Annotated in this window: 26 protein-coding genes; 8 read left to right on the forward strand and 18 right to left on the reverse strand. The window is 34.4% G+C overall.

The window, feature by feature from the left end:
- Nucleotides 1-62 precede the first annotated feature (62 nt).
- On the reverse strand, nucleotides 63-434 hold the full coding sequence (locus KHA99_RS16405) for a hypothetical protein (RefSeq protein ID WP_213118542.1): 372 nt from the start codon (nucleotides 432-434) through the stop codon (nucleotides 63-65).
- Nucleotides 435-1,166: 732 nt separating this feature from the next.
- On the opposite strand from KHA99_RS16405, the gene KHA99_RS16410 reads away from it, so the two are divergent.
- Nucleotides 1,167-1,613 carry an exosporium protein C gene (locus tag KHA99_RS16410; protein WP_213118902.1) on the forward strand — a complete coding sequence of 149 codons (447 nt, stop codon included), beginning with the start codon at nucleotides 1,167-1,169 and terminating at the stop codon, nucleotides 1,611-1,613.
- A gap of 280 nt (nucleotides 1,614-1,893) precedes the next feature.
- Here the strand turns inward: KHA99_RS16410 and KHA99_RS30830 are convergent, their stop codons facing one another.
- A complete protein-coding gene (locus tag KHA99_RS30830) occupies nucleotides 1,894-2,064 on the reverse strand; it encodes a group II intron maturase-specific domain-containing protein (protein WP_307852077.1) in 171 nt (56 codons plus the stop codon).
- Between the two features lie 692 nt (nucleotides 2,065-2,756).
- Between KHA99_RS30830 and KHA99_RS16420 the strand changes: the two genes are divergently transcribed.
- Nucleotides 2,757-3,332, forward strand: coding sequence for a dihydrofolate reductase family protein (locus KHA99_RS16420; RefSeq protein ID WP_213118903.1), 576 nt, complete (start codon nucleotides 2,757-2,759; stop codon nucleotides 3,330-3,332).
- A 415-nt stretch (nucleotides 3,333-3,747) separates the two neighbouring features.
- Here KHA99_RS16420 and KHA99_RS16425 read toward each other — a convergent pair whose 3' ends face one another.
- Nucleotides 3,748-4,080: a hypothetical protein gene (locus KHA99_RS16425; protein WP_213118543.1), complete on the reverse strand. Its 333-nt coding sequence runs from the start codon at nucleotides 4,078-4,080 to the stop codon at nucleotides 3,748-3,750.
- Nucleotides 4,081-4,546: 466 nt separating this feature from the next.
- On the opposite strand from KHA99_RS16425, the gene KHA99_RS16430 reads away from it, so the two are divergent.
- On the forward strand, nucleotides 4,547-6,475 hold the full coding sequence (locus tag KHA99_RS16430) for a fructose-1,6-bisphosphatase (protein WP_213118544.1): 1,929 nt from the start codon (nucleotides 4,547-4,549) through the stop codon (nucleotides 6,473-6,475).
- Between the two features lie 422 nt (nucleotides 6,476-6,897).
- Here the strand turns inward: KHA99_RS16430 and KHA99_RS16435 are convergent, their stop codons facing one another.
- Nucleotides 6,898-7,191: a 3-isopropylmalate dehydrogenase gene (locus KHA99_RS16435; protein ID WP_213118545.1), complete on the reverse strand. Its 294-nt coding sequence runs from the start codon at nucleotides 7,189-7,191 to the stop codon at nucleotides 6,898-6,900.
- A gap of 422 nt (nucleotides 7,192-7,613) precedes the next feature.
- On the opposite strand from KHA99_RS16435, the gene KHA99_RS16440 reads away from it, so the two are divergent.
- Nucleotides 7,614-8,837 carry an IS110 family RNA-guided transposase gene (locus KHA99_RS16440; RefSeq protein ID WP_213118546.1) on the forward strand — a complete coding sequence of 408 codons (1,224 nt, stop codon included), beginning with the start codon at nucleotides 7,614-7,616 and terminating at the stop codon, nucleotides 8,835-8,837.
- Nucleotides 8,838-8,994: 157 nt separating this feature from the next.
- Here the strand turns inward: KHA99_RS16440 and KHA99_RS16445 are convergent, their stop codons facing one another.
- Together KHA99_RS16445 and KHA99_RS16450 are read right to left on the reverse strand one after the other, a co-directional pair.
- Entirely contained in the window at nucleotides 8,995-9,600 is a 606-nt protein-coding gene (locus KHA99_RS16445) for a hypothetical protein (RefSeq protein ID WP_213118547.1), read from the reverse strand.
- 194 nt (nucleotides 9,601-9,794) lie between these two features.
- Nucleotides 9,795-10,187 carry a hypothetical protein gene (locus tag KHA99_RS16450; RefSeq protein ID WP_213118548.1) on the reverse strand — a complete coding sequence of 131 codons (393 nt, stop codon included), beginning with the start codon at nucleotides 10,185-10,187 and terminating at the stop codon, nucleotides 9,795-9,797.
- Nucleotides 10,188-10,716: 529 nt separating this feature from the next.
- Here KHA99_RS16450 and KHA99_RS16455 point away from each other — a divergent pair.
- Entirely contained in the window at nucleotides 10,717-11,301 is a 585-nt protein-coding gene (locus tag KHA99_RS16455) for a DUF6241 domain-containing protein (protein WP_213118549.1), read from the forward strand.
- Nucleotides 11,302-11,525: 224 nt separating this feature from the next.
- Here KHA99_RS16455 and KHA99_RS16460 read toward each other — a convergent pair whose 3' ends face one another.
- Both KHA99_RS16460 and KHA99_RS16465 read right to left on the reverse strand, forming a co-directional pair.
- Nucleotides 11,526-11,930 carry a VOC family protein gene (locus KHA99_RS16460; protein WP_213118550.1) on the reverse strand — a complete coding sequence of 135 codons (405 nt, stop codon included), beginning with the start codon at nucleotides 11,928-11,930 and terminating at the stop codon, nucleotides 11,526-11,528.
- 369 nt (nucleotides 11,931-12,299) lie between these two features.
- Nucleotides 12,300-12,740, reverse strand: coding sequence for an SRPBCC family protein (locus tag KHA99_RS16465; protein WP_213118551.1), 441 nt, complete (start codon nucleotides 12,738-12,740; stop codon nucleotides 12,300-12,302).
- A gap of 389 nt (nucleotides 12,741-13,129) precedes the next feature.
- On the opposite strand from KHA99_RS16465, the gene KHA99_RS16470 reads away from it, so the two are divergent.
- Complete coding sequence (locus KHA99_RS16470; protein WP_213118552.1) at nucleotides 13,130-14,119, forward strand: DUF3231 family protein; 990 nt, start codon at nucleotides 13,130-13,132, stop codon at nucleotides 14,117-14,119.
- A 517-nt stretch (nucleotides 14,120-14,636) separates the two neighbouring features.
- On the opposite strand, the gene KHA99_RS16475 is transcribed toward KHA99_RS16470, so the two are convergent.
- The 4 genes from KHA99_RS16475 to KHA99_RS16490 all read right to left on the reverse strand — a co-directional run bounded on the left by KHA99_RS16475 (nucleotide 14,637) and on the right by KHA99_RS16490 (nucleotide 17,543).
- Nucleotides 14,637-14,975, reverse strand: coding sequence for a DUF5655 domain-containing protein (locus KHA99_RS16475; protein WP_213118553.1), 339 nt, complete (start codon nucleotides 14,973-14,975; stop codon nucleotides 14,637-14,639).
- 210 nt (nucleotides 14,976-15,185) lie between these two features.
- Nucleotides 15,186-15,626 carry a cell wall hydrolase gene (locus KHA99_RS16480; RefSeq protein WP_213118554.1) on the reverse strand — a complete coding sequence of 147 codons (441 nt, stop codon included), beginning with the start codon at nucleotides 15,624-15,626 and terminating at the stop codon, nucleotides 15,186-15,188.
- Between the two features lie 326 nt (nucleotides 15,627-15,952).
- A complete protein-coding gene (locus tag KHA99_RS16485; RefSeq protein ID WP_213118555.1) occupies nucleotides 15,953-16,657 on the reverse strand; it encodes a hypothetical protein in 705 nt (234 codons plus the stop codon).
- 400 nt (nucleotides 16,658-17,057) lie between these two features.
- A complete protein-coding gene (locus KHA99_RS16490) occupies nucleotides 17,058-17,543 on the reverse strand; it encodes a DinB family protein (RefSeq protein WP_213118556.1) in 486 nt (161 codons plus the stop codon).
- A 264-nt stretch (nucleotides 17,544-17,807) separates the two neighbouring features.
- Between KHA99_RS16490 and KHA99_RS16495 the strand changes: the two genes are divergently transcribed.
- Entirely contained in the window at nucleotides 17,808-18,140 is a 333-nt protein-coding gene (locus KHA99_RS16495; RefSeq protein WP_213118557.1) for a hypothetical protein, read from the forward strand.
- Nucleotides 18,141-18,468: 328 nt separating this feature from the next.
- On the opposite strand, the gene KHA99_RS16500 is transcribed toward KHA99_RS16495, so the two are convergent.
- The 5 genes from KHA99_RS16500 to KHA99_RS16520 form a co-directional block, all read right to left on the reverse strand.
- Entirely contained in the window at nucleotides 18,469-19,632 is a 1,164-nt protein-coding gene (locus KHA99_RS16500; protein ID WP_213118558.1) for an acyltransferase family protein, read from the reverse strand.
- 327 nt (nucleotides 19,633-19,959) lie between these two features.
- The gene (locus KHA99_RS16505) at nucleotides 19,960-20,556 is read right to left on the reverse strand and encodes a DJ-1/PfpI family protein (RefSeq protein ID WP_213118559.1); all 597 of its coding nucleotides are present in this window, start codon (nucleotides 20,554-20,556) and stop codon (nucleotides 19,960-19,962) included.
- A gap of 207 nt (nucleotides 20,557-20,763) precedes the next feature.
- A complete protein-coding gene (locus KHA99_RS16510; RefSeq protein WP_213118560.1) occupies nucleotides 20,764-21,297 on the reverse strand; it encodes a cysteine hydrolase family protein in 534 nt (177 codons plus the stop codon).
- A gap of 442 nt (nucleotides 21,298-21,739) precedes the next feature.
- Nucleotides 21,740-22,258 carry a YfiT family bacillithiol transferase gene (locus tag KHA99_RS16515; protein WP_213118561.1) on the reverse strand — a complete coding sequence of 173 codons (519 nt, stop codon included), beginning with the start codon at nucleotides 22,256-22,258 and terminating at the stop codon, nucleotides 21,740-21,742.
- Between the two features lie 240 nt (nucleotides 22,259-22,498).
- On the reverse strand, nucleotides 22,499-22,930 hold the full coding sequence (locus KHA99_RS16520; protein ID WP_213118562.1) for an SRPBCC family protein: 432 nt from the start codon (nucleotides 22,928-22,930) through the stop codon (nucleotides 22,499-22,501).
- A gap of 329 nt (nucleotides 22,931-23,259) precedes the next feature.
- Here KHA99_RS16520 and KHA99_RS16525 point away from each other — a divergent pair, with 329 nt between their 5' ends.
- Entirely contained in the window at nucleotides 23,260-23,727 is a 468-nt protein-coding gene (locus KHA99_RS16525; protein ID WP_213118563.1) for a VOC family protein, read from the forward strand.
- A 280-nt stretch (nucleotides 23,728-24,007) separates the two neighbouring features.
- On the opposite strand, the gene KHA99_RS16530 is transcribed toward KHA99_RS16525, so the two are convergent.
- Nucleotides 24,008-24,439: an ester cyclase gene (locus KHA99_RS16530; protein ID WP_213118564.1), complete on the reverse strand. Its 432-nt coding sequence runs from the start codon at nucleotides 24,437-24,439 to the stop codon at nucleotides 24,008-24,010.
- Nucleotides 24,440-24,475: the final 36 nt, after the last annotated feature.

Genomic DNA, 24,475 nt, shown 5'->3' on the forward strand with positions numbered 1-24,475 from the left:
TCCAACGCTGCAGCAACCCCATGTTCAACTCAAGCACTCTGATAGTTTAAGAAGCATATAGATTATTCTCTCGATTTTGTGATGGAATTGTATATATCGTGAAGGTACTCATTACTCTCTTCATTTATCAACTTTTTTTCTCCGTCTTTATTAAAAAATAGTTTAAAAACCCCTTTATTCTCTGTATCTTCAATAGTTCTAACACCATCAATAACAGCAAATATGCCAAATAAACTTGCATCTACGACTTCATATAGTGCTTTTTTTATCATTTCTTTATTAGTTATGGACTGTTCGTTATACCATTCTGAAAGTTCTATAACCTTTTTTCTTGGTCTTCTTCCTGGCGGTTCTTCCATTAGACTTAACGTATCGTTAACCGCAGAATCTCTTACACTCGAAACTATTCCTTTTACGAAATACTCACTATCCATATTTGTCCACCTAACCTTCAAGCTTTTTAAGTCTATTTTGGCGAAGTTCCTTATTAAACTGTCCATTAGTGAATAAGCGTCCCAGCTTATCGCCGAACGCCCTTAAGCTTTATAATAGGAACTGCCTTAAGTTAAATCGATTGTACTCCATCCAGTAGCAGCAATAGTTTCTCTAAACTGTTTAAATGTATTTTTTGAATCAAATTCAATTCGCGTAAAGGTTCTTGTAAAAAACTCAAAATAGGGTAGATTTGCATCACTATCCCTTTGTCCAATGGTTTTGTCTTTCCTTATAACATCTTGTATTTCATTATCCTTTAGGTTCTCAGTTCTGCTTCTATACTGTATCCAGTTTTGATTGCATTCCCTAAAATCAATAAACCTAGATTCCCCTGATTCGCCAAAATACCTGACTCCCTCAACACTAATACCCGTTAGCGGAACAAAAAAGAGCCGCCACCGCAGCCCCTTGGTTGAACTCTTGCACCCGTTGGTTTAAGTACATTCCTTCACATATAGATATTTGGCAAACAATTATCAATCTACCTTAACATTAGCCTTCGTTACAATTTGGGCTTATCTTTTTGTGACATCGACAAAAAAATTTTTGGAAAAGGAAGTATTTTATCCTTTAAGGTAATAAACCTTTTTAAAATTAAAAGGTGGTCCAAACTAAATTTCTCTTTACTGCATACTTTATAACATAACAAACAAGGGAGTGATTTAATGAAAATGGTTCGTCTTATTGATTATCAAGCATCAGAACCTATTAGTATGGTTAACAATAATAACCCAATTGCTATTCCTCATACTCCGAGTCTTACAGTACTTGCAACCATTCATATAACTATACCTCGAAAGAATGCAAAAAAAAATCATGTTGAATTAATTGCGACAATAGGCGTCCGTGGGGTAAGTGGTACATCACAAATTTTATTTAAAATCTTTCGTGATGGAAAACAAATCTTTACTGCTCAAGAGGGAGTGGAATCGGATCCTACATCAGAGGTTAATTATATTGCGACATTCCAAGCTATTGATACGAATTTAGCAAAAGGATCACATTTTTATGAATTGACCGCTGAAAATATTACAAATGGCACAGAAGCAGCTGTTGTAGGGCCAATCTCGTTTAGTGGTTTAGCCGTAGCTCATGATGACAGTAAAAGTGATTTATAGATTCAAACAGAAACAGATCTTAGACTTCTAATAATCGAAGGACTCCTATACCCCTTATTGTTGAGGGGTATATTTTTTTTACTTAGTCGAGTAGAAGGGAGCCTTTATACCTTGCGGTAAATTGTTCTCCTCTCCCCTCACAGAACCGTGCTTGCGCTATTAACGCACACGGCTCCTCCTAGTTCATTTACAAAATATAGCTAATTTCTTTTCTTAAGTCGTATATATTAACCTTAACTCTTGCGTAAAGTAATGGATATTTATTAAGAAAGAGTCTGAATTAATCCCAAGTAAATGATTTCCTTTGACTTCTTCTATTGAGCCATTTAAACAGTAAGTACCCGATTTTGTCTCTGAATTTGTTTACACTTTGGGTATTATCTGTGATGCAATAATAGTTGTAATAACCTACTAGTGAGCGTTGCAAATTGGAATATATGGGGAAATGCAACCTGATGCCTTTTATTCAAAAATTATCTTAGCATCGGTGTTTTCCGCATTTCTGTTGGTAGACCTCTATAATAAATCAAATGAGTCATACTGGAAATACAATCCAACCTGTGGCCCATTTTTACACGTATCTCGGCTGTACCCCATGCCCATCAAGTTAACAGTACTGCAAAAAAAATATAATAAAATAGAGTTTTTTTCCCTAAACTTCCGGTATTCAACATGATTATTAGACATATTCAAATAAGCCTTCGCAGGCTTTATTTTTTAAAAATTTCATCTTCTACGCTGCAGCACGAGATTTCTGAGCACAGTCATATGCCACACCCAGAGCTAAATTGCACATGGAGTTGATTAAAGTACATTTCTACTTGTATTTGGAAATTAAAAAATGAAGCATGTTTTATGAATTTAAAAAAGCCTAAAATATGCATGTAATGTATAAAAACTTGCATATTTTAGGCTAATTATTTTTATTCCTTATTGTGGTAAAGCACCCGTTTGTTTAAGTGTAGTTCTTCACAATCTTCACTTTAACAAAACAAAACGGGACTGATGCTAGCACCGTCCCATTTTATTTTAATTGGTGTAACTTATGGAACTATTTACTGAATTTTATAAAAAATGGTTATACTTACATTGGAGGTAAAGAAGTATGAAAATAATATCCCTCATGAACAAAGGAGACTAAAAATGAGAAAACTCGTTCTATTTCTGCACGCATCGCTTGACGGTTTTGTAGAAGGTCCGAACGGTGAAATGGACATTGGCTGGGTTTCATACGATGCTGACTTGGAGAAACACGCGAAAGAAATTCTGAGTACTGCCGACACTGTCATATGGGGACGTGAAACTTATCAGATGATGCACAGTTACTGGACATCTGTGCCTTCTGACCCCTCAGCTTCGCAGCATGAACGGAATCATGCCGAGTGGATTGAAAAGACACCCAAAATCGTCTTTTCCACGACGTTGGAGAAAGTCGAATGGAACAATTCCAGACTGGTGAAAGAAGATGTCGAGGAAGAAATCAAGAACCTCAAACAGCAGCCAGGCAAGGATATGGTCATCCTCGGCAGTCCTAGGTTAGCACACTACCTTATGCAGCTTGATTTAATAGATGAGTATAAAATTACGGTTTCTCCCGTCCTGATCGGCAGCGGGTTGCCGTTATTTCAAGGTCTCAAGGAGAAGATCAATCTTAAACTGATTGAAAACAAGACATTTGATTCTGGAGCCATAGCCCTCGTTTACCAGACGGTTAGATGACCTTTTCTCCTAAAGCAGATTACGACGGATACGATAGCTCAATAAGCCGCCTCTTCAACGAGGCGGTTTTCTTATCGTAAACATCAACATCAGGATTTAATATAGCCTAAATCTAAGATGATGATACAAAATTAAGTAAATCATACCGGTAAAACAATTTGGGTTAAGGATCCCTAAAAAAATGCAAAATCAAGCAATCAAAAGCTAATGAAAAAAAGAGTGAAATGAAAAATTGGTATAGAATTATTACTTTAACCTTAAAGTTTGAGAAAATACAATCTTTAAGAAAATGAGAACAGCACAAAAAAAGACCACATTTAGGTCCGGAAATTCAGTTTCTTCAAGTAAAGCTACCCGTTAGCTTAAGTACAATTCTTCACATAATATATATAAATGCCTAAAATACAGATTATCCTTAAAGATATTTTTGATAGAAGCCATAGTTCGTCCAATACTCAATTTTCTCTACAATTTCTTTTGTATTCCTACTTTCAAAATACTCTAATGGTTTTTCCCAATTAAAATCCTTAATCAAGAATAGTTTATATGTACCGTTTTTATCGCTATCTGGATACCAACCCACGTCGAGAACAAGTTTATGTTTACTATTGGTAAGTTGCAATAAATCTTCAACAAAATATTCTCCAAAATCATTGCAATTATCAGGTTCGCATTCATAAAAGTTATTAAATTCTACTGTCCATCCTCCCAGTAATCTTAGTGGTTGAATTTCAAATGGCCTATTCATTAACTCACCTCTGTTATATAAATTTCACCTCGTAGTTGATATTTCCTTCTTTCACTAAACTGACCGTTACTTCAATAAGGAAAAAAGCTATACCAATGGTTTAATAATGATTTTTAACAGCGAAAGTTAAGTTACTTAAATAATCACAAATATAACAGGTAACAATTTGCCCATTCACTTTAAAGTGTTAAATTGTCACCGTGTTGTTAGACAATCTTTCTTTTAGTGTTACTCCTTAGCCAAAGAAGCACAAATTACATATAGTGGTTTGCGCTTTTTGTTTTTATAGAAACCATAATACCTACCATAATGCCTCCTTCCCGGAACCCAACCAAAAAAGAACCCTTGTAGCTGAGCCCTCTGAATAGACATTATTGAGTTGTTAAGCATTCAAGATGGAAATAAAACGTTTTTATTGTGGAATAATGGAAAATAAATGATGAATTTTGGAAGGGGATACATAATTTTGAACACAAAATATCTAGATTTGCTTGCCCAAAAGTATGATAGCGAAGAAAAAGTGGTAACTGAACTTATAAATCTTGAGGCCACCCTTAATCTCCCCAAGGGGACGGAACATTTTGTCAGTGATTTACATGGGGAGTATCAAGCCTTTCAACATGTGTTAAGAAATGGTTCAGGGAATGTAAAGGAGAAAATCAAAGACCTTTTTAAAAATGTGTTATCTGAGAAAGAAATTAATGAATTTGCTACATTAGTTTATTATCCTAAAGAAAAATTATCGTTGATTAAGGCTAACTGCAGAAATAAACAAGAACTCTATCAATGGTATATAGAAATCATTGATCATATGATTCATCTGATTTCGTATTCTTCCTCTAAATATACACGCTCTAAATTACGTAAAGCATTGCCCGATCAGTTTGTTTATATTATTGAAGAACTGCTATACAAAACGGATGAATTCACAAATAAGGAACAGTATTATGCAAAAATTGTTCAGCAAATTATTTCTTTAAATCAGGCTGATAACCTCATTATAGGCCTTGCTTATACGACGCAGAGATTGGTTGTGGACCATCTGCATGTAGTGGGGGATATTTATGATCGTGGACCTGAACCTGATAAAATTATGGATACTCTAATCAATTATCATTCCGTTGATATTCAATGGGGAAATCATGATGTACTATGGTTAGGTGCATTTGCTGGTTCAAAGGTGTGTCTTGCTAATATTATTCGTATTTGTGCTAGATATAACAATTTGGATATTATTGAAGATGTATATGGCATCAATCTTATACCTCTACTTAATCTTGCGGAGAAATACTATGATGACAATCCAGTCTTTAGACCAAAAATAAGTTCAGATGAAAACTTATCTGATCATGAACGAACGCAGATTACGAAAATTCATCAAGCCATTGCCATGATTCAGTTCAAACTTGAAATGCCGATCATCAAAAGACGTCCTTACTTTAATATGTCGGAAAGGCTGTTACTTGAGAAAATTGATTATGACAAAAACGAAATATCGATACATGGGGAAACGTATCCATTAGAAAATAGCTGCTTTGCAACGGTTAATCCATTGCAGCCGGATCAATTATTAGAGGAAGAAGAGCAGGTGATGGAAAGGTTATTACTGGCTGTGCAGCACTCGGAAAAGCTAGCTAGACACATGAACTTTCTTATGAAGAAAGGAAGCCTTTATTTAAAATATAACGGGAACTTATTAATACATGGCTGCATTCCTTTAGATAAAGAAGGAAATATGGAAAAAATGGTGATTGAAGATAAAACCTATGCAGGAAGTAATTTACTTGATGTTTTTGAAGAATATCTGCGCTATGCTTTTGCACATCCAGAAGTGACAGATGATCTTGCAACAGATATGGTCTGGTATTTATGGACAGGAGAATATTCATCACTCTTTGGGAAAAGAGCAATGACAACTTTCGAGAGGTATTTCATTAAAAATAAGGAAACCCATAAAGAGAAAAAGAACCCATATTATCATTTACGTGAAAATGAGGAAATTTGCCGTAAAATCCTAGCTGAATTTAATCTTAATCCTGATCAAGGTCATATTATAAATGGTCATACACCCGTTAAGGAAATTGAAGGAGAAAATCCAATCAAAGCAAATGGAAAGATGATAGTTATTGACGGTGGTTTTTCAAAAGCGTATCAATCCAAAACAGGTATAGCTGGATACACGTTATTATATAATTCTTGCGGTATGCTACTAGTTGCTCATAAACATTTTAATTCAAAAGAAAATATCCTCTTAAACGGAACAGATGTGTTATCAGTTAAAAGAGTGGTGGATAGAGAACTGGAGAGAAAAAAGGTTCTGGAAACCAATGTTGGAGAGAAATTATTACAGGAAATCTCTATTTTGAATGATCTGAGGAAATATCGCTACAGCTAAAGTGCGGAAGCCTTGGGCTACCAATAAAAGCGAACAAGATTTAGAAGAATATCGAAAAAAGAAAAATTCTATAAGTATGGATGGGAAAGTTTCACTAACAAGTGAGATACATAAATAGCTCCTTTTTTATGCAGCACGTATGAGCAAAATCTCGAAACGTTGATAAATCAACAATGTATAAAAAGCTGTATAAAAGATAAATTTAGTTTAGTTCAACAGCGGGGGTTGCTGCGGCAGCCTTTTTCTTATTCCACTAACGGTGCAGGCAAAATAAGAAAAACGGGATAGCCGCAGCCATCCCGTTTTTGAACATAAGCCCCCGGTAGTTGAATACGAAAATAAAATTTAAAAAGAACAAACTATTTCTATTCTTTAGTTCTCCGAACAAATTTCTTTCTCTTTAAAAAATGGTTTTTTAACCGCTACAAGAGTTTGGAAAATTTTATAATACTTACAGCTACTGCGATTAGGAGAACAATTATACTATTTATTAATAGATAAGGCCCCACGAGATTCAATCCGAAAAAAAATCCAAAAGCATCGTCAAGAATGATCATTGCAAAGAAGCCTTCAACAATTGCTAAAACTCCTGCAGATATAAGTATAATAAATGCAGAGAAGTATATATTTTTCGTTATTCGATAGTAAAAAAATGCTATTAAATTTACAGATAATATTGAAATTATCAGTATTAACATAAGAAGTAGTTTCGTCATGTAATCCTCCTTGTGTACATAATTTTTATTATCAATTAGTAAATTCCAATTTTACATATCCATATTTTACCATATGAATTAAGGAGATTATTTAATAATTATTTTTAGGAACACAAAAAGACTGCCGAAGCAGTCCATACTTGTTGAACTAACGCACCCGTTAGCCATTCATGAAGCGCAAAAATCAGCGCTTCACCACAGAGAATGAAAATAGTTTTAAACCGTCAATACTGATTCTACGGCTGGGAGAGGAAGGTCGATGAACTATGGTGCGTTAGAGCCCATCCGTTAGTCTGACTCCAACGACCACGGTGCACCACTGACTGTCGCTCCCTTACGGGAAGCACACATGGTAGATTAATCCTATTCTGGTTGATGCACCAGCCTCTAATATTATGTGAGCCGTAGAAAGGATGATTTCAATGGAAATAGTCATTGAAAGAGCATGCGGTATGGATGTCCATAAGGACAATATTACTGCCTGTATTTTGACACCTGAAGGAAAGGAGATTCAAACGTTCTCTACTAAAACTGTATTTCTTTTACAGTTGGTTGACTGGATTAAACAACATAATTGTACCCATGTCGCCATGGAGAGCACGAGTGTTTATTGGAAGCCTATTGTGAATTTACTAGAAGCTGAGGATATTGAGTTTTTAGTGGTTAATGCCCAACATATGAAGGCCGTTCCAGGACGAAAGACAGATGTGAAGGATGCAGAATGGATTGCCAAACTTCTTCGCCACGGACTACTTAAAGCCAGTTATATTCCTGACCGGAATCAACGTGAATTGCGTGAACTCGTTCGCTATCGTAGAAGTGTTATTGAAGAACGTGCCAGACAACATAATCGAATCCAAAAAGTGTTAGAAGGAGCGAACATTAAGTTGGGGTCAGTTGTTTCAGATGTGTTGGGCGTTTCAGCACGGGATATGCTTCATGCCATTGCCGACGGTGAAGAGGATCCTGAAAAACTAGCAAACTTTGCACGCCGCACTATGAAAAAGAAGAAAGAAGAATTGGAACTCGCCCTAAAAGGCTATATAAGGTCACATCAACGCCTTATGTTAAAAACCATTTTAGGTCATATCGACTTTTTAACTGAGCAAATCGAGATGCTTGATAAGGAAGTTGCGGACAGAGTCAGTTCTCATCAAGAAGATATAGCACGATTAGATTCGATTCCAGGTATAGCGACCAGAATGGCTGAACAAATCTTATCTGAAATTGGGACTGATGTGAAGAAACAATTCCCCACTGCAGCTCATATGTGTTCTTGGGCAGGATTAGTTCCTGGGCAAAACGAAAGTGCAGGAAAAAGAAAATCAGCAAAAACTAAAAAAGGAAATAAGTATTTAAGATCGGCGTTAACCGAAGCAGCTCATTCAGTCAGAGGATCCAAAAACTATCTTGGAGCACTGTATAGGCGTACAGCATCCCGAAAGGGTAAGAAACGTGCTGGTATTGTAGTCGCTCACGCAATGTTACGTATCTCCTATTATCTCTTAACTCGAAAAGAAATGTATGTAGACTTAGGCGAAGACTACTTTGATAAGCAGAGACAACAGTCAATTGTTCGACATTCTCTGAGACGACTCGAAAGCTTAGGATATACCGTTAAGTTGGAAGAACCTAAAGTCTCTTAATCCAGTCCACCTTATTACCATAAATCCATGAAATTGGCGCTCTCCCCTTTTTTGAAAATCGAATGAGCTGCGTCCTCTTTAGTATTGCCTTTTTCTGTGAATTACAGAAGGTAATTTTCATGGTAGCTTAAGTACATTTATTCAAAAGGTTGTCTATCTATATGACAAATTCAACACCCGTCGGTTTATTAAAGAATGGCGGCTTATATTTCTTAAAAACCAATTTGATTTCAGAAAGATCATCGGGTAATGCTGGTGATACGATGAATGTATAAGATTCGTGTCCTCCCGACCCTCCCCCTCCTTCGTTTCGGCAGTTAAAATCAGCCTCTTTACCTTCAATAGATAGATCAAAAAGGATAGGTTCTCGTATCCTTCTAGGCACTTCATCATCAGAATCTTCTCTATCAATATTAAAATGAACGACACTGGCATTTTCGTACTGACGTACAAATGTTACCGAATAGAATACATCATCTTTTTCAAAGGACTTTAATATTGGGATATTTTTAAGAAATCCTTTTGGCTCTACAACAGGTTTATACATATCTTCGTTTAAAAAACTTGTAAATACACTATTTAAGAATTCTTCATATAAATTATATTTTTCTGACCAGGTAGTTATAAGTTTTTTAGTTGGAAAGCCAGGGTTATTATTTGTAATATCCTTCCGTTGATTTATCAAATTACAAATATGTTCATCTATTGCTTCAATTCGTTGATCATAGTGTTTTATTGGTGGTTCGAATGGCAATCGTCTCATAGTTCGCCTCCAAAGATAAAGTAGTTAATTTATTTTAACATCAACTGGAAATAAAATCCTTATTGCACTAAACTGCCCCGTTTGAAATAAGAAAAATGCCGCCAAAAATGGCAGCTGGCTCTTATACTCTTGCCCCCGTTAGCCACCCATGCAACAGAATTGCTATAAAGACTGGAATGTTACTTTTTTGAACTTCATTTCTCCTTTATTACTAAATAACCTAATAAAAAATACAAGATACTTAAACATAGAATCAGAAATTCATACGTTGTTCCTATGGCTCCTCTTGAAATAAAAAAAGTGAATAGTAGTACGACACCAATTAACATACAAAAACCAATGTAAATGTATCTCCATCCTTTAAATTTGATTCCAAAAGAACCTGCTCCTGTTATTACACTACCTAAGCCAATGCTAAATAAAATTACAAAAGTGAACTGATTTCTGGCTGTTGTCTCCATTTCGGAACCGAGAGCTTTCCCTAAAGAGGTTCCTAGTAAATATAGGAGTCCATACCCCAAGGTAGCTACTATCATTATTGTCCCTAAAATCATTCCAATCGTTTTAGACATTTTATATTTACCCATGTTTCCCCCTTAGGATCAATATCATTGCCTCGAAATCACAATTTCCTCTAAGGCATAGTTAGAATACAATCACTCAATGTATACAGTAATTTCCCTCTAAATACTTGTAGAATCTGTCGAATAATTAAATTAATTTTTTCAACAAATCTTAAACTAAACTGCACCGCTAGTACAACAAGAAAAAGGATCGCCGCAGCGGTCCCCTTCTTTAACTCTTGCCCCCTTTAGCTTAAGAACAATATTTCACAATCTTCCTTTCTCTATCTCTTTATAGTAGCCAAAACACAAGTCCTACTACTGTTAAAAAGAAAAGTAACGGAATTGTACAACCAACTCCTAAACAACCGGAAAGCCAATTATAAATAAACCACCGAGTTTTTTCTCCCTTGGTCGATTTTTCTTCAAACACTATAGGTGTATATGTCCTATTCTTTTTCATCATTAAAAACATTCCCAGAGGAATCATATGGTAAACTTAATAAAAAATGACTTTCCAAAGAAAGTTGAATACATTTATGGGGGAGCAGCAATGAAGAAGATTTTAATTGTAGCAGGGTTTGGATTAGCATTAGTGATTGGAGGTTCGTATGCAATCCTTTCCTACGAGGGGGATAAAATAGAAGCAGCAACAACTACTAAACATTTAGTCACTCAACCAGTACATAAAGTAAGCCAAGCTGAATTAGATGAAGCAGCTAAAAACTTTTATGAAATTGAGATTAATGTGAAGGGTGATGACATCTTTTACTACGGAATGATAACGATGGCTATTCAGAAGCTTGAGTTCAAAGGAGAAGAAAATTACCATCTACCAAATACTCCTGATAGTATCAAAAGAATTCAGTTTGATCGAGCGAACCTTCAATATTTGAAAAACAGGGCAGTTGATTTAAAAGCTTCCGAACCGTATCAGAAAATCTTAGACAAATGGTTAAAAGGAGACTTTTCTAATTTAGAAAATGATTATCTGACAATTAGGAACCTAAAAAGTGACCCCACACAACCAAGCGAAAGCCCAGTATTAAAAGTAAGAACTACTGAAGAGGAACAGAAATACATCCAGCACTTCTTTGGTGAAAATGGATTACAAATTAATAAAAAAGATTGGCAATAAGACATATAGATAGGCTCTGGGTCCTCCCAGGGCTTATTTTATTGCTTTATAAATCAATATTTCATTGTTCATATAACAAAAAAAAGTCCCTTATCGGTCCCGAAACAATTTCTTAAACAAACTAGCACCCTATAGTTTAAGTACGTTTCTTCACAAACTATTTGGTAACAGGGAATGTTTATTTTCCAATTAATTTCTTGAATAGAAACTATCTGTATAATTGGTTATATTCCTCTATTATCCCTTAGTTCAACTATTGTACCTTCAGGTGCAATTAATTTACACAAACAGCCATTTTCCACTTGATAAATTTCTTCTCCATTTTTCAGTATGAATTCATAACCCAATTGTTTAATAGTTTGGACTTCTTTTACTAAGTCATCGACCCAAAGACAAAAATGAATGATTCCTTGTGTGGTTGGCTTTACACTATTAAGTTTCTCACCTACTTTACCAGTTTGAAGCTCTATATAGAATGCACCCAATTTTAACCAAGAGTTATAATAACGATTATGGAAATTAGGAAATTCTTCGATTAATTCAAAACCAAGAATATCCCTATAAAATTTTAAGGATTCTTCGTAATTATTTGCTTGGATACAAATATGGTGAACAAATTTTGTTGTCATTTTTCTCTCCTTTAGTTTACTACTTCTATCAAGGATAACACTTTATTTCCAGTTTTCTTCTGAAATTATTCTGCCCCGTTACTTGAAAAGAAAAAACTTTACTCTTTATTGAAGTAAAGCGGCAGATAGTTTAAGTAAAAATCTTCATATTCTTTTTTACCTTAACAAAATCTAATTTCTTAATGTGTACGGGCATATCAAAAAGACGCCTTCATACTAATGAAAAGCGCCCTTTAATTGAATTAATCTTTTACTGTTTCACCCACTGATTAGTACTCTTTTTAAGTATTATTTATTAAGTTTATTAACCAGAGATAGCTGTTGTAGAAAAGTCAGCAACATATCCCAAAACAGCAAAATTGAATACAACTATGAGAATACTGCAATTTTACGTGCGATAGATTCTGTTAAACGTGATGCTACTTTGGGAACAGCCCATTTAATAATTGGCGTTAACACCGCACCCGATAATCCGCCTGCATGGACTTCCACCCTACAAGTCATTGTTGTTTTACCATAAACATCTTCTGCAGTAAAGTGACCGCTTCCTGTAAAATTATCTGATAAACCTTTTAGTTCAAACTTAATATTTGAAGGTTCATTCCATTCGGTAATATCTACCTGCGCTTGTATTGTTTTTTTAATACCTTTCACACTACCTTCAAATGTCCAAATAGATTGCTTGTCATTTATGATTTCATGTTCTTTATAGGCTGGTACTGTCGTTGCCCATTTTTCAAGATCACTGACATAATCCCAAACTGCTTGTACATCTACTGGAATTTCTACTGTATGTATTCCCGTTGCCATTATGATTCCCACTTTCACTACGTATGAATGTAAATTTATATTTCTATATAATTATTACATATAAGACATAAACTTACATCACTAATTACACATAGCTTTCTTTCTTCTAATAATCTTATTATTTGAAGATCTGAATTTTACCAAGCCTCCACAATCTGGCCCGATGGCTGAAGAACAAGATAATGAACACGATTGTTGCCTCTAGCATGTTGAACTAAAGCACCCGTTTGTTAAAGTATATTACTTCACATAATTGTGTACAATATGTCCTGTCAATAAAGCAAGTAGCCGTAAATTAATACCTATAAAAGCTAATAAAAAAGTGCAAAATAAATTGGTTTTTATCATGGCTTTGATAGGGTTAAAAATATTATTTTGGAGGCATAGCAATGATTAAAAAAATCGTAGAACTGGATGTATCGAATCTTTGGACCCCCTATCTCACCAACGCGATGGCACGGTGCGTCAATTCCTATGCTTTAAAAACCATTATGGATTCCGACATCTATTCCATTTTTGAAAAAGCACAACAACTGTCCAATCATCTCCTTCAAATGATCACTGAGATTTTCCAAAAAGAACAGTTTCCGATTCCGCATGGATTTACGGAGAAAGATGTCCATCTTGATGCTCCTCGCTTATTTTCTGATGAATTTTGGCTGTTTTATCTTCACGGAATGACTACCCATGGATTAACCGCTTATTCACTCGGAATAACAATATCTCACAGGCTGGACGTACGAAGATTTTATTTAGAAGCATTCAAAGGCGCTTCTGAGATATATGATACGACCTTAGAAATGTTAAAATCTAAGGGACTATCGGATCGGGTTCCTACCATCTCCTTGCCAGAAGAAGTGGAATTTGCTAAAAAACAAAGTTTTCTTGCCGGTTGGTTAGGGGACCATCGACCCTTGAACGTTATTGAAATCAGCAGTCTTTATTTTAATTTACAGAAGAGTACACTCGCAAAAGATTTAATCTTAGGTTTTAGCCAAACTGCTGAGTCGAAAGAAATTCGGACATTTTTCCAACGGGTGGTGGAACAGACAGAAGAGCATCTTTCGATTTTTCGTTCAATCCTGCAAGAGGACTTTATCAGTTCGTCGATTTCCTGGGATACCCATATCACCGATTCCGAGACAGCACCTTTTTCCGATAAATTGATGATTTTCCATTGTGCCTTTCTTATTCAATCTGCCATGGCATATTATGGAACTGCCATGTCCGGTTCCATGCGGCGCGATCTAGGACTCAAATATGCTTCTGCAATTAAAAATGATGTCAAACTCGCGGAAGACTGTGCGGAAATCATGATTGCTAATGAATGGTTCGAGAAACCACCGCATTCGGTTGATCGTAGGGAATTATCTAATTGATAAAGTTTCACTGAAAACCATCCAATATTGGGTTGGTTTTTATTATTGTTTTTCAACAAACCCGCTTCGTTAGCTCAATAAGAAAAAAAGCCATCAAGGTGGATTGAGTAAATATCCGGAAGTTTTAAAAAAATTCACTTCTTCCAATGCATTCTTCATTCTAAACTCTGCCATTTCTTTAGCTTGTTCGGGAGTGCTCCCGTAACAATTCCAGGCAGATATCTTTCCTGTTGATGCCCATGCCTTATATGCGCTCCCGTACTCGTATACTTGAATTTTAACTTTACCATGCCGATATTACCAAGGCTAATTAACAACCCTATTAAAATTCCTTTGGTCCAACCATACATAGGAAGAACAGTTACTGTTATTAAGAATCCAATCGTAAAACGATTAATAATTGAACCAATAATAGCAGTACGGGGAGCATTATTAGTACAGATAATAAACCAAATATTACACCAGAAATAATTCCTAAGAAAATGCTGTTCATTGGTAATAAATTTGATTTCTCTAACTAACCCATCAATTGATATGGTTGTTTTAAAAGAATTAAAAACTTTTGATTGAGGTCATCTACACTATCGAATCTAAAGTTATTGTGAAATCTGTTTTTGGAAACTTGTTCAATTTTAGTAATCTTCTCGTGTTCAATGTGATGGTTTGATACTAAATTAAAATCTAACCATTTCTTTTTTGGATGAACTCCTCCAAAGGAAGATTTATTCAAAAGATGAATAGAAGTCTTTTTTAACTCAATTTCAAATGGTCCTATTTCTTTTAATAAATCGAGGATTTTTGAATATATTTCATAAACATTAGGTGCCTTTTTTAAGAATAATTCATCTTCTGACATATTGCCATTACCTACTTTCACCTTAACATTTAAAATTGCATTACCATTATTTTTCCTCTTTTCACATCATTTTACCATTACCTTTATTCAACTAACCCGTTAGCTTAAGTACAATATTTCACAATCTTGTTTTCGTGTATAAAACTATTACTAAAGGTTTATTTTGTGTAAATATTCCGAACATGAAAAAAGCTTACTCAAAGAGTAAGCTTAACCGCTATAAACACTATCACATGTTCCAGGTTTTGGTTCATAAAAACAATGTTCTTTAAACTGACCAGAATGAGGTTGACCGTACCATGTTGGAGGACATGGACCATGTGGATTAAAATACCATAGTGCAAATTTCGCTGGGTGATCTCTCCAATAATTCAAATTTTGTTTTGCTAATCTTTTTTCAGATGTTCTTGCTCTTTGATAAAAAACATTTCCTTTTTGAACTGCTTCAAAAGAATAATTTCCACCTTGTACTTGAAATATTACATCATGAATAGTTCTTACATCTTTGAAGTCTAAACAGGTTGCTACACACCGATTTACTATTACATTCCCAACATATAACATTCCTTGCTTTCCTTCACCTTCAGCTTCTGCTCTCATCATCCTTGCCATTTCGTCCACTTCATAACTTCGATAATTTACTCTTGGCATTTTATCACCCCAAAAATATAGTTATGAAAAAAAGCCTACATTCATGTTTTTTTTATATAAAAAGAATGCTTAGTTTTTATAGCATACAGTTTTTTAGTAAAATGAAAACTATTGCATTCTTTTTATACCTTTATTCAACTATACTGCCCCGTTAGTTCAACAAGAAAAAAATGACCGCCGCAGCGATCATCATCCTGAACAAAAGCCCCCGTTACTTGAATAAAAAGTAAGTATAATCAAGCCCCCACTCTAGTTAAAAAAAGACATTTCCAAAAGAGTAATCATAAAAACCAATATACCTAAAGAAGTCGCTTCATTATAGCTACCTATAACCGTGGTCCTTTATTAGTTATACCTAAGTGTGGTCTAGCGATGATGACCGCAATTACGGTAGCCACAATTCCTAAAACAAGTGGAGGTATTCCATGTTCAGGCTCCCCTCGATACAACGGAGTCAGGATGTTAGCGACAATTCCGCTCACTATTAATGCTGCAACGTTAATACCAATTCGCCCTTGGCGACCTGGTACTCGGTATTTGGATTTTCTGGTCCAATCATTTGCAATTAGACCAGAAGCCTTACGAATATAGGCGAAAATATGGACAGCCAGTAACGGCAACCATAAAATTACACTAATAGCATGGATTTTAAGAAATAATCCCTCATGGACATGTCCGCCCAATACGAGTCCAAACCCACTTACCATTACCATAACGGTAATGACAACAAGGAACGGGGCTAAGAGTCGAAGTAATATAATTGGTGGACCTGCTTTTACAAAATCAGGAGATTTTGTATAGTAACGAAAAAATCGGTAACTGATACTACACATTTTGACCACAAGGGGTCCAGCTATTAAGATACCGACATAAATATGGTAAGAAATCAGTTCAACTAGGTTCGCCATAGTGACAAACTCCGCTATGATGAGAACAAAAAGAACAGTAGCAGCAATTGCCGTCAGCCGTTTGTTTCGTTCAATTGGAAAACGTTCATTCACATCAGCATTGATTTTTTTTCGATTAAACATTCACTTCCACCTTCATTCTTCAATTGTAATCCCTAGACGGGTATTTTTCTTATGTAATTAAGTTCAAAGTCGCTTTTTGGAAACCATTCCATTGTTCATACATATGTTTATTTCTAATATTCAACATACCAGAAGTATCATAATATTGATACAAAGCGTACTACCCACCATCTAACTTTCTAAATTGTATATTTTTTTATCAAAACCATCAGGTATAGTAAAAGGTATTACAACCATTCCCTAATTTAGAGTAAATATTTGTATCCCAATTCTGGTAATTCCAAAAGTGAAATGCTCCCATAGAATATCCTAAACACGTTCGACTTTATCTTCGGTCCAACTTCTGATTAGCTAAAAAAACAGACCCATGAGTCATTCATGAGCCTGCATAAGTATTACTTTAAAAAGAATTGTTGGAACCTTCAATTGCCCGTTGAATCGCATAAATAACTCCCGTATGCATTCCTTCATGGTGTAAACTAAACGAGAGAATTTCTCCGATTGTTTCCATCTTAAAACCAAGCCGTACAAAGGGTTTTATAGCTTTTTCCTGCAGACGGTTGCCTAGAGATTCCTTTATGTACGCAGTTTGCTTTTTTAATTCATAGGATAAGGTTTGCAACGTTGGAGGTTCTACTTGCCATTCGCTTGGTCTCGTCCGATTGCCAAATAGGGTGACAAATTCTAGAGAAAGCTGTTGCGGTAATCCTGCAAAGTTCGAAGCAAGCTGATCCTGAACAATTAAAATATGACCAACGTTCCAACGAATCGTATTGTTAAATCCCTTAGGCATAATATCAGCTACATCTTCTGTGATAGATTCCACCTTTTGGAGAGTAATGGCTCGAACCACTTCCACTTGTCTCAGCAACATATCGTTCGTCATAATACCCCACCTCCTATGAAAGATACGCTTTTAGCTGCTCGTCCCGGACTAATCGTTTTTCCATGTGGGAGAATGGTTTCGTCAATATCTAAAATTACAACCTTTGATGCCATACAAATAAACTCCTTCATCATTATGTAAATGATTTATATCACATGTTAACTAAAAAAACTAATCAAAGACAACCTTCTTATCATAATGTTTTGCTACAAGTTTAAATATAATTAACCATGACCTTATTTTAAAAGAAAAGAGGGTTATGGGATGAAATGTAAAATATATCGGTGTAATTGTCGAAAGGTTTGGTCTATACAGAATCGAAAAAGGAAGATAACGGCTAAATCTATTTTGCTTAACGGCAATTGGACGACAGAAGTAAAACCTGATCGAAGATTAGACCCAAAAGGATTTGTCATTACTAACGACACTCAGGACATCACCACAAATCCCCCGATGGAATTACTAAAGCAATTTAAAAAAGTATCAAAGTTAATTTATAATAAAAATACCGTTGAGTTTAATATTAAACTTGGAGAATTTTTATGGTTTGCGGAAGATGGAAGCTGTTATTTGTTAAATAAGATGGATGAGATGTAGCTGGGCAAGCCCTGCTGCATTTTCACTTTATTTAGAGCATCTAAATATTTTAATATTACATTATAATACGTTTGAAACTAATGATAATAAATGATTCGATTGAAAGAAAGACCATCCTTACCCACCACTTCCCATTAACCTTCTTAAAGTAAACTCCCGTTAGCTCAATAAGGAGGAAGCCTTTTAGTTAGACATAAACGACTTTAGCAAATTAGCATGACCTTCCTCGTTTTACTTATCCGTCCCGATTATAATTATCATAATTATAAAAATAACTTTGTATATTTCCTTTATATACAACTGAGAGTATGACATGACATTACAAGGGTTAATTTTTTAGACTCGTTCTTATTTTTTCTGTCATAATTTTATTTTCTTTGGCTATTCTTAAACCGAACATAACTCTTAACAAATTAAATCTTCGAATGATAAAGTGATATAAAATCATAATGATCGTAAATGCTACAGGGACTAAAAATACCACTTTAACAGGAACTGCCCATTCTAAGTTATAGATGAAAAATCCCAACATAATAATGATAGGTTGGTGAAGCACGTAAAAAGGCATGGATGCTTCGCTTGTATATTTTAACGTGCTATTAATGAAGTTTAAGTATTTATCACCTAGATATAAGATAAAGAAAAGAACGTTCCACACCAAAATAACTCGAAGTATCATAAAAATACCCCAATTTAACGAGACATTCATTGGAAACCCAATATACATAGCCCAGAATATATACCCGGCTGTACTAATTGCACTTAAATACCCAGCAAAAACTCCTACTCTACGTACAAATTCCCTTAAAGATTCTCTTGAAAAGAAATAGTAGCCATAAATAAATAAAATTAAATAAAAGATAATTCCCCAACTAGCTAAATTCACAATGTTGTTGGCAGTCAAAGCCACTATCATTAAAGGGATTGGCATAACTAAGTAGTGAAAAGTCCCAAAGGCTTTATGTCCTACACCTTTTTTGACATTCAGGAAGAAAGGTAATGTGATCATTGAAAAAAGTAATAACTCCAATAGATACCAAAGATGATGTCCGAAAAATGCAAAATTACCTGTTCCGCCGATTTCTAAATATAACCCATCAAAATAATGAGGAAAAAATTTAAAGAATGAGCCGTCAAATTGATTGTTAGTTATTCTTTCAATATATACTTGAGGGGGTGACAAAATAAAAATTCCTAGAAGTAAAGGGATTCCAAGACGGACAAGCCTTTCCTTTACAAACCTTTGAGAATTTCTTTTTTGTAAGGCATAATATGTACTAATTCCTGAAATCATAAAGAATATGGGCATAATCCAATTTCCGACAAAGAGGGAAAAAAAGTCAATGTAAGACCGATTAATGACGTTATTCTTTATGTGCCAATCAAAAGGATTAAAGAACATTGAACAATGATAAAGAAACACAGTTAAAGTAGCCAATACCTTTATCCAATCTAAATCGTACTGTCTTATAAATTGATTGTTATTCTTCATAAATTTCCTCCATCGGAATAATTTCTGTTAAATTATACAACATTTTCCAAGATAACCATATATTTTTTAAAATGCCTGCCCCTTCTAAAACTGTTGAGATTTTAACGAATATCGGAATAGTCTCAGTAGCCTTTAGCTAAATAAGTTCCACAAAAAGAGCGTTAATCCTTCTTGGATCAATGCCCCCGTTAGTACAAGAAAAAAGGAATCGCCGTAGCCATCCCAATCTTTAACTCTTGCACCCGTTAGTTTAAGTGTATTTCTTCACAAACTTTTTAAAATGTATACATTTAGCTCATAAAAAAGTTCGCCAAAACGGACATTTTTTTAAATAATAATATCGTATTCCATTCGCTTAGCGGTTCCTTGTGCAACTTGAGGACCCACCAATCGTTTCACAATATGAAAAGTCATATTTATACCTGCTGAGATTCCACCTGATGTAATAACATTACCTTCATCTACAAATTTAACATCCCTCTGAACTTCAACTTCTGGAAATTCTTTTTCTAATCTTTCATAGCTTGCCCAATGGGTTGTTGCCATTTTATCTTTAAGTAAACCTGCTTTTGCTAACAGAAGGGCACCCGTACAAACAGAAGTCATTAATTGTACATTTTTCATTTGACTTTCAATCCAGGTTATTACTTTATCATTATTTATTTCTCGTTCCCTAGCACCTGGACCACCAGGAATAACCAATATATCAAATTTTGGCATAGTATCAAAACTGAAATCTGGTTGAACCTTCAATCCATTACGAGCATATATCATTGTTCCTTTTTCTGATACCGTTTCAACTACAAATGGTTTTTGACCATTCTCTAATGCTGCGACAGAAAAAACTTCAAAAGGACCTGCAAAATCCAAAACCTCTACGTCGTTAAACAAAAATATTCCCACTCTCCACTGTTTGGCATTCATAAACGTTCCTCCTTAGTGATTATTTTTTCTAACCTTGTGATTTTATAGAAATTTTACCATATTTGAACATATCTTTGTTTAACTAACCCCCTTTAGTTGTTGAACAGGAAAAAGGGCTGCCGTAGCAACCCATTTTTCAACTAAAGCACCCCGTTAGTGAAATAAGGACATTGTGACTTTATTAAATCTATTTAACCCAAAAATAATTTACCTAAACAAAATTTTGCTAACTTCATCAACAGATAGAACTTTGGCAAAACGGTTATTCCATATTTTATAATTATAAAACTCATAAAGTTTTTCACCGGATAGATACTCATTATCAAAAGTTGTATTTGTTTGTTCTGGAATAATTACACTATATCCATTATCAAATGCACTTTTCAAAGTTGCATCAATACAATATTCTGTTTGAAGTCCTGTCAAAATAATAGTATCTATTTTTTTACTCTCCAAATATTCCTTTAAGCCAGTTTTGAAAAATGCACTATTACATTTTTTTTCAAAAACCCTTTCATCCTTATTAGGTGCTATTTCATGATAAATCTGCCATCCATCAGTACCATATTCTAATTCTTCACCTATACCATCATCGTGCCGAACATATAACACTTCTTTATTAGAATCTCTTGCAATAGAGATAAGTTTTTTGATATTCCCAATTACCTTTTTCTCATTATATGGATGTTCTTTAATCAAAGCTGTTTGAACATCAACAACTAACAAAACACTACTACTCATAAAATATCGTCCCTTCACATTTTCTTCTTTGTGTTCTTTCTATTTTCTTTCGGTTTTCTCATTAGCGTCAATAATGCTATAACAAAACAAATCAATAGAATTATATTTAGGACCCAACCGAAACTATCAATATACTGCACTACCCTTCCTCCTCAGAAATGTTTTGTTCACTTTAGCATGATTAAGGTATTAGTTGGTTGTTTTCTACAAAAGAAGATAAAACATTACAATTTTTTCCGTCAAGATCCATTTGCTGTAATTCCCATAATAAAACACCACCCTTCCCTTATTACAAAATGTAGAGAAAGGACGGTGCTTAGCTTTCATTATTTATTTTCGTCAAGGTAAGTTAATGTAGCAACACCAATGTTTTAGCTACAATTAGCATCCCTTATTAAAGGAAGGCACCCGTTACTTTAAGCGTAATCCTTCACAAAGTACGTTACCAGCCCTTACGCTTACACAAAGAAGTAATATGTGCAAGATGATGTCGCCCGTGCCAAGCGTAAATTCCTATATTTTTACCCACTGAAACTTCACCTGAATCTGGGTGGATAAATGTCTTTTCCAAATCAGCCCTACTTAGACTACGTAAAAGGTTTGTCCAGCGTTTGTGCAATGATTCGAGCAGGGATAGTGAAATATCAATTGGTAATTTATAATCAGAAAGTTCCGCCCATTCCGTTTCGTCATATGGCTTTATTACAGGTTTTTCTTCTGTTAGAGCCAATTTAAAGCGAACGTATGCATTCATATGACTATCCGCAAGGTGATGTATTACTTGTCGAACAGTCCACCCTTCTGAACGATAAGGTGTATCAAGCTGTTCATTATCTAAGTCTTTTACAGCATCTTGTAATAATCTTGGTAACTCTTCAATCTCATTTATCCAATCCTTTGTAATGATGTTGGTAATCTCACCATTAAATTGAAATTTTCCAATTGGATAATTCATATCCATCTACTATTCCTCCCATAAAATCACTTGTACTTTTTTGGCTAACTAAATTAAAGGTCTAAAAATATGTAATTCTTCATCTTTTCCTTTAAGTCCTTTACACCTATATTTTTTTTCAACTAAACTGCCCCTGTAGTTCAATAAAAAAAAGACCACCTCAATGGTAGTCCGATCTTCAAGGAACGCACCCGTTAGTTTAAGTTCAATTCTTCACAATCTTACAGTCAAAGGAATAAGGAAAGACTAATGAAGCAATGAAGCTCTCAAATTAACACCATATTCCAAATAACCCTTTAAACAAGTCAACATATAGACCCAACCCTCTTTATTATCTAACATCTGACTTATTATATTTTCATCATTTTCATTAAAACCTTCTTCAGCGATTTCAATGATGCTTTCTGAATTACCTAATTCATTCAGGGTAATCGTAACCCTATGCCCTTCTGCATTTGCACCCCAGTGGAACACTATTTTCTTATTTAACTCGATTTCATTTATTTTTATATCGCCTTTTGCATCATATTCATCATATCTCAGTGTAATCGTCTTACCTTGTTCCCATCTTTCAGAACTCGTTGAAAACCAAAAATTCCCTATTTTTGAAGGGTCAACGAAGGCTTCAAACACTTCATTAACTGGCTTCAATATTTTCATTTTCGTAATATTGTTCATAAAATTCTCACCTTCCACTTATTTAGTAATTAATGTTGTCCTATTCGTTCATAGTATTTCTATTTTCTTTTAAAGAAACAAATTGTCTTGTTCAACTATTCTGTGTTTCTGAAATTTAGATGTTGTAGATTTTGGTAGTATGTTTATTAATCATTTTGAATCATAACTTAATGCAAACCTGCATAAACACTTATGTTTATGCATAATTGTAAAGCTGAACTTATTGTATTAACGGGGCAACTTAGTTGAAAAGTTTTTAATAATAATTATAATTTTATTATAATTTTATTATAATTATTATTATTTTGATTTAGAAGGGAGAATACATAGTGATTAAAGGATTATACGAAGCTCACTTACCTGTTAGTAACTTACAAAATTCAATTGAGTTTTATCAGAAATTAGGTTTGAAATTAGCTTGGCGTAATGAAGACACTGCATTCTTTTGGATAGAAGAAGGAAAAAGTTGGTTGGGATTGTGGGAAGGAAAGGAATACCAAACTCCATACCATCCTTCTTTAAGGCATGTTGCATTTAGAGTCACATATCAAGATTTAAAAGAATCTATAAAATGGCTTGAATCCATCAAAGTTGAACCTGTACCGTTTGGAAGAAGAACATCAATTGAACCATTTATAAGACCAAATCAAGGAAATGCTTCGGTATATTTTAATGACCCAGATGGCAATAGTTTAGAATTGATGTGCTATGTTGATGTTCCAAATGAATTAAAAAATATTACGGAAAAGTTGTCATTTGAGAAATGGGAGAACTTAGTTAATAGTAAATTAAAATAATCAAACCCTTTCCTTCAGATTGCGAAGGAATTTACTTAAACTTTCGGGGCTTTAACGCAATTAAGAATTAAATTAAAGAGCCTAAAATATGTAAGTTTTTATGCACGACATGCGTATTTTGGCTCTTTTTACATTCAAAAAAGATACAGCCATTTATAGCATTTCTTAATTGCCAAATACACTATTCTGCCCCATTACTTCAATAACAAAAGGCGATTACTGTTGTTTAGCAATCGCACCAGTTAGTTGAACAAGAGTTTATTAATTAATACATTGAAAATTAAACACTTTTAATATTTTTATTGTACTCTAATTGTTTTTTAATACCTAACCTATCAATCTGAATCCAATACTCTGAAATTTTTCCATTTTCTATTCTATACACCGCACTTGCCATTTGTATTACTGGGAGCCCTGTAGGTTGGTATCCATTGATTTCTCCTACGTGCGTACCTTTTTGTTTCCATCGTACATATACTTTATTTCCGTCTACTAAAAATTCTTGAATTTCTAATGAAAAATTACCATATGCTTCAATCATTTCTCTTACGTGTTCAGCATAATCTTTAGGTGTCCTCAACACTGTTTGTTCTTCTTCAGATACAATTTGATGTGCCAATACTTGTTCTTCCATTAATTGATTTGAGTATTCAGGATTATTACCTGATCGTACTTCTTCAAAAAATTCTCTAACAATTTGTTCTGGTGTCATTTAAAAACCCCCTTATAATAAATCCAATACTATCAT

This window comes from Neobacillus rhizophilus, assembly GCF_018343535.1.
Taxonomy (GTDB): domain Bacteria; phylum Bacillota; class Bacilli; order Bacillales; family Cytobacillaceae; genus Neobacillus; species Neobacillus rhizophilus.

Bases quoted from the DNA above. Each gene is read 5' to 3' on its own strand.
- KHA99_RS16405 (WP_213118542.1), bottom strand. From the start codon at position 434: ATGGATAGTGAGTATTTCGTAAAAGGAATAGTTTCGAGTGTAAGAGAT.
- KHA99_RS16410 (WP_213118902.1), top strand. From the start codon at position 1,167: ATGGTTCGTCTTATTGATTATCAAGCATCAGAACCTATTAGTATGGTT.
- KHA99_RS16420 (WP_213118903.1), top strand. From the start codon at position 2,757: ATGAGAAAACTCGTTCTATTTCTGCACGCATCGCTTGACGGTTTTGTA.
- KHA99_RS16425 (WP_213118543.1), bottom strand. From the start codon at position 4,080: ATGAATAGGCCATTTGAAATTCAACCACTAAGATTACTGGGAGGATGG.
- KHA99_RS16435 (WP_213118545.1), bottom strand. From the start codon at position 7,191: ATGACGAAACTACTTCTTATGTTAATACTGATAATTTCAATATTATCT.
- KHA99_RS16440 (WP_213118546.1), top strand. From the start codon at position 7,614: ATGGAAATAGTCATTGAAAGAGCATGCGGTATGGATGTCCATAAGGAC.
- KHA99_RS16445 (WP_213118547.1), bottom strand. From the start codon at position 9,600: ATGAGACGATTGCCATTCGAACCACCAATAAAACACTATGATCAACGA.
- KHA99_RS16450 (WP_213118548.1), bottom strand. From the start codon at position 10,187: ATGGGTAAATATAAAATGTCTAAAACGATTGGAATGATTTTAGGGACA.
- KHA99_RS16455 (WP_213118549.1), top strand. From the start codon at position 10,717: ATGAAGAAGATTTTAATTGTAGCAGGGTTTGGATTAGCATTAGTGATT.
- KHA99_RS16460 (WP_213118550.1), bottom strand. From the start codon at position 11,930: ATGACAACAAAATTTGTTCACCATATTTGTATCCAAGCAAATAATTAC.
- KHA99_RS16465 (WP_213118551.1), bottom strand. From the start codon at position 12,740: ATGGCAACGGGAATACATACAGTAGAAATTCCAGTAGATGTACAAGCA.
- KHA99_RS16470 (WP_213118552.1), top strand. From the start codon at position 13,130: ATGATTAAAAAAATCGTAGAACTGGATGTATCGAATCTTTGGACCCCC.
- KHA99_RS16475 (WP_213118553.1), bottom strand. From the start codon at position 14,975: ATGTCAGAAGATGAATTATTCTTAAAAAAGGCACCTAATGTTTATGAA.
- KHA99_RS16480 (WP_213118554.1), bottom strand. From the start codon at position 15,626: ATGCCAAGAGTAAATTATCGAAGTTATGAAGTGGACGAAATGGCAAGG.
- KHA99_RS16485 (WP_213118555.1), bottom strand. From the start codon at position 16,657: ATGTTTAATCGAAAAAAAATCAATGCTGATGTGAATGAACGTTTTCCA.
- KHA99_RS16490 (WP_213118556.1), bottom strand. From the start codon at position 17,543: ATGACGAACGATATGTTGCTGAGACAAGTGGAAGTGGTTCGAGCCATT.
- KHA99_RS16495 (WP_213118557.1), top strand. From the start codon at position 17,808: ATGAAATGTAAAATATATCGGTGTAATTGTCGAAAGGTTTGGTCTATA.
- KHA99_RS16500 (WP_213118558.1), bottom strand. From the start codon at position 19,632: ATGAAGAATAACAATCAATTTATAAGACAGTACGATTTAGATTGGATA.
- KHA99_RS16505 (WP_213118559.1), bottom strand. From the start codon at position 20,556: ATGAATGCCAAACAGTGGAGAGTGGGAATATTTTTGTTTAACGACGTA.
- KHA99_RS16510 (WP_213118560.1), bottom strand. From the start codon at position 21,297: ATGAGTAGTAGTGTTTTGTTAGTTGTTGATGTTCAAACAGCTTTGATT.
- KHA99_RS16515 (WP_213118561.1), bottom strand. From the start codon at position 22,258: ATGGATATGAATTATCCAATTGGAAAATTTCAATTTAATGGTGAGATT.
- KHA99_RS16520 (WP_213118562.1), bottom strand. From the start codon at position 22,930: ATGAACAATATTACGAAAATGAAAATATTGAAGCCAGTTAATGAAGTG.
- KHA99_RS16530 (WP_213118564.1), bottom strand. From the start codon at position 24,439: ATGACACCAGAACAAATTGTTAGAGAATTTTTTGAAGAAGTACGATCA.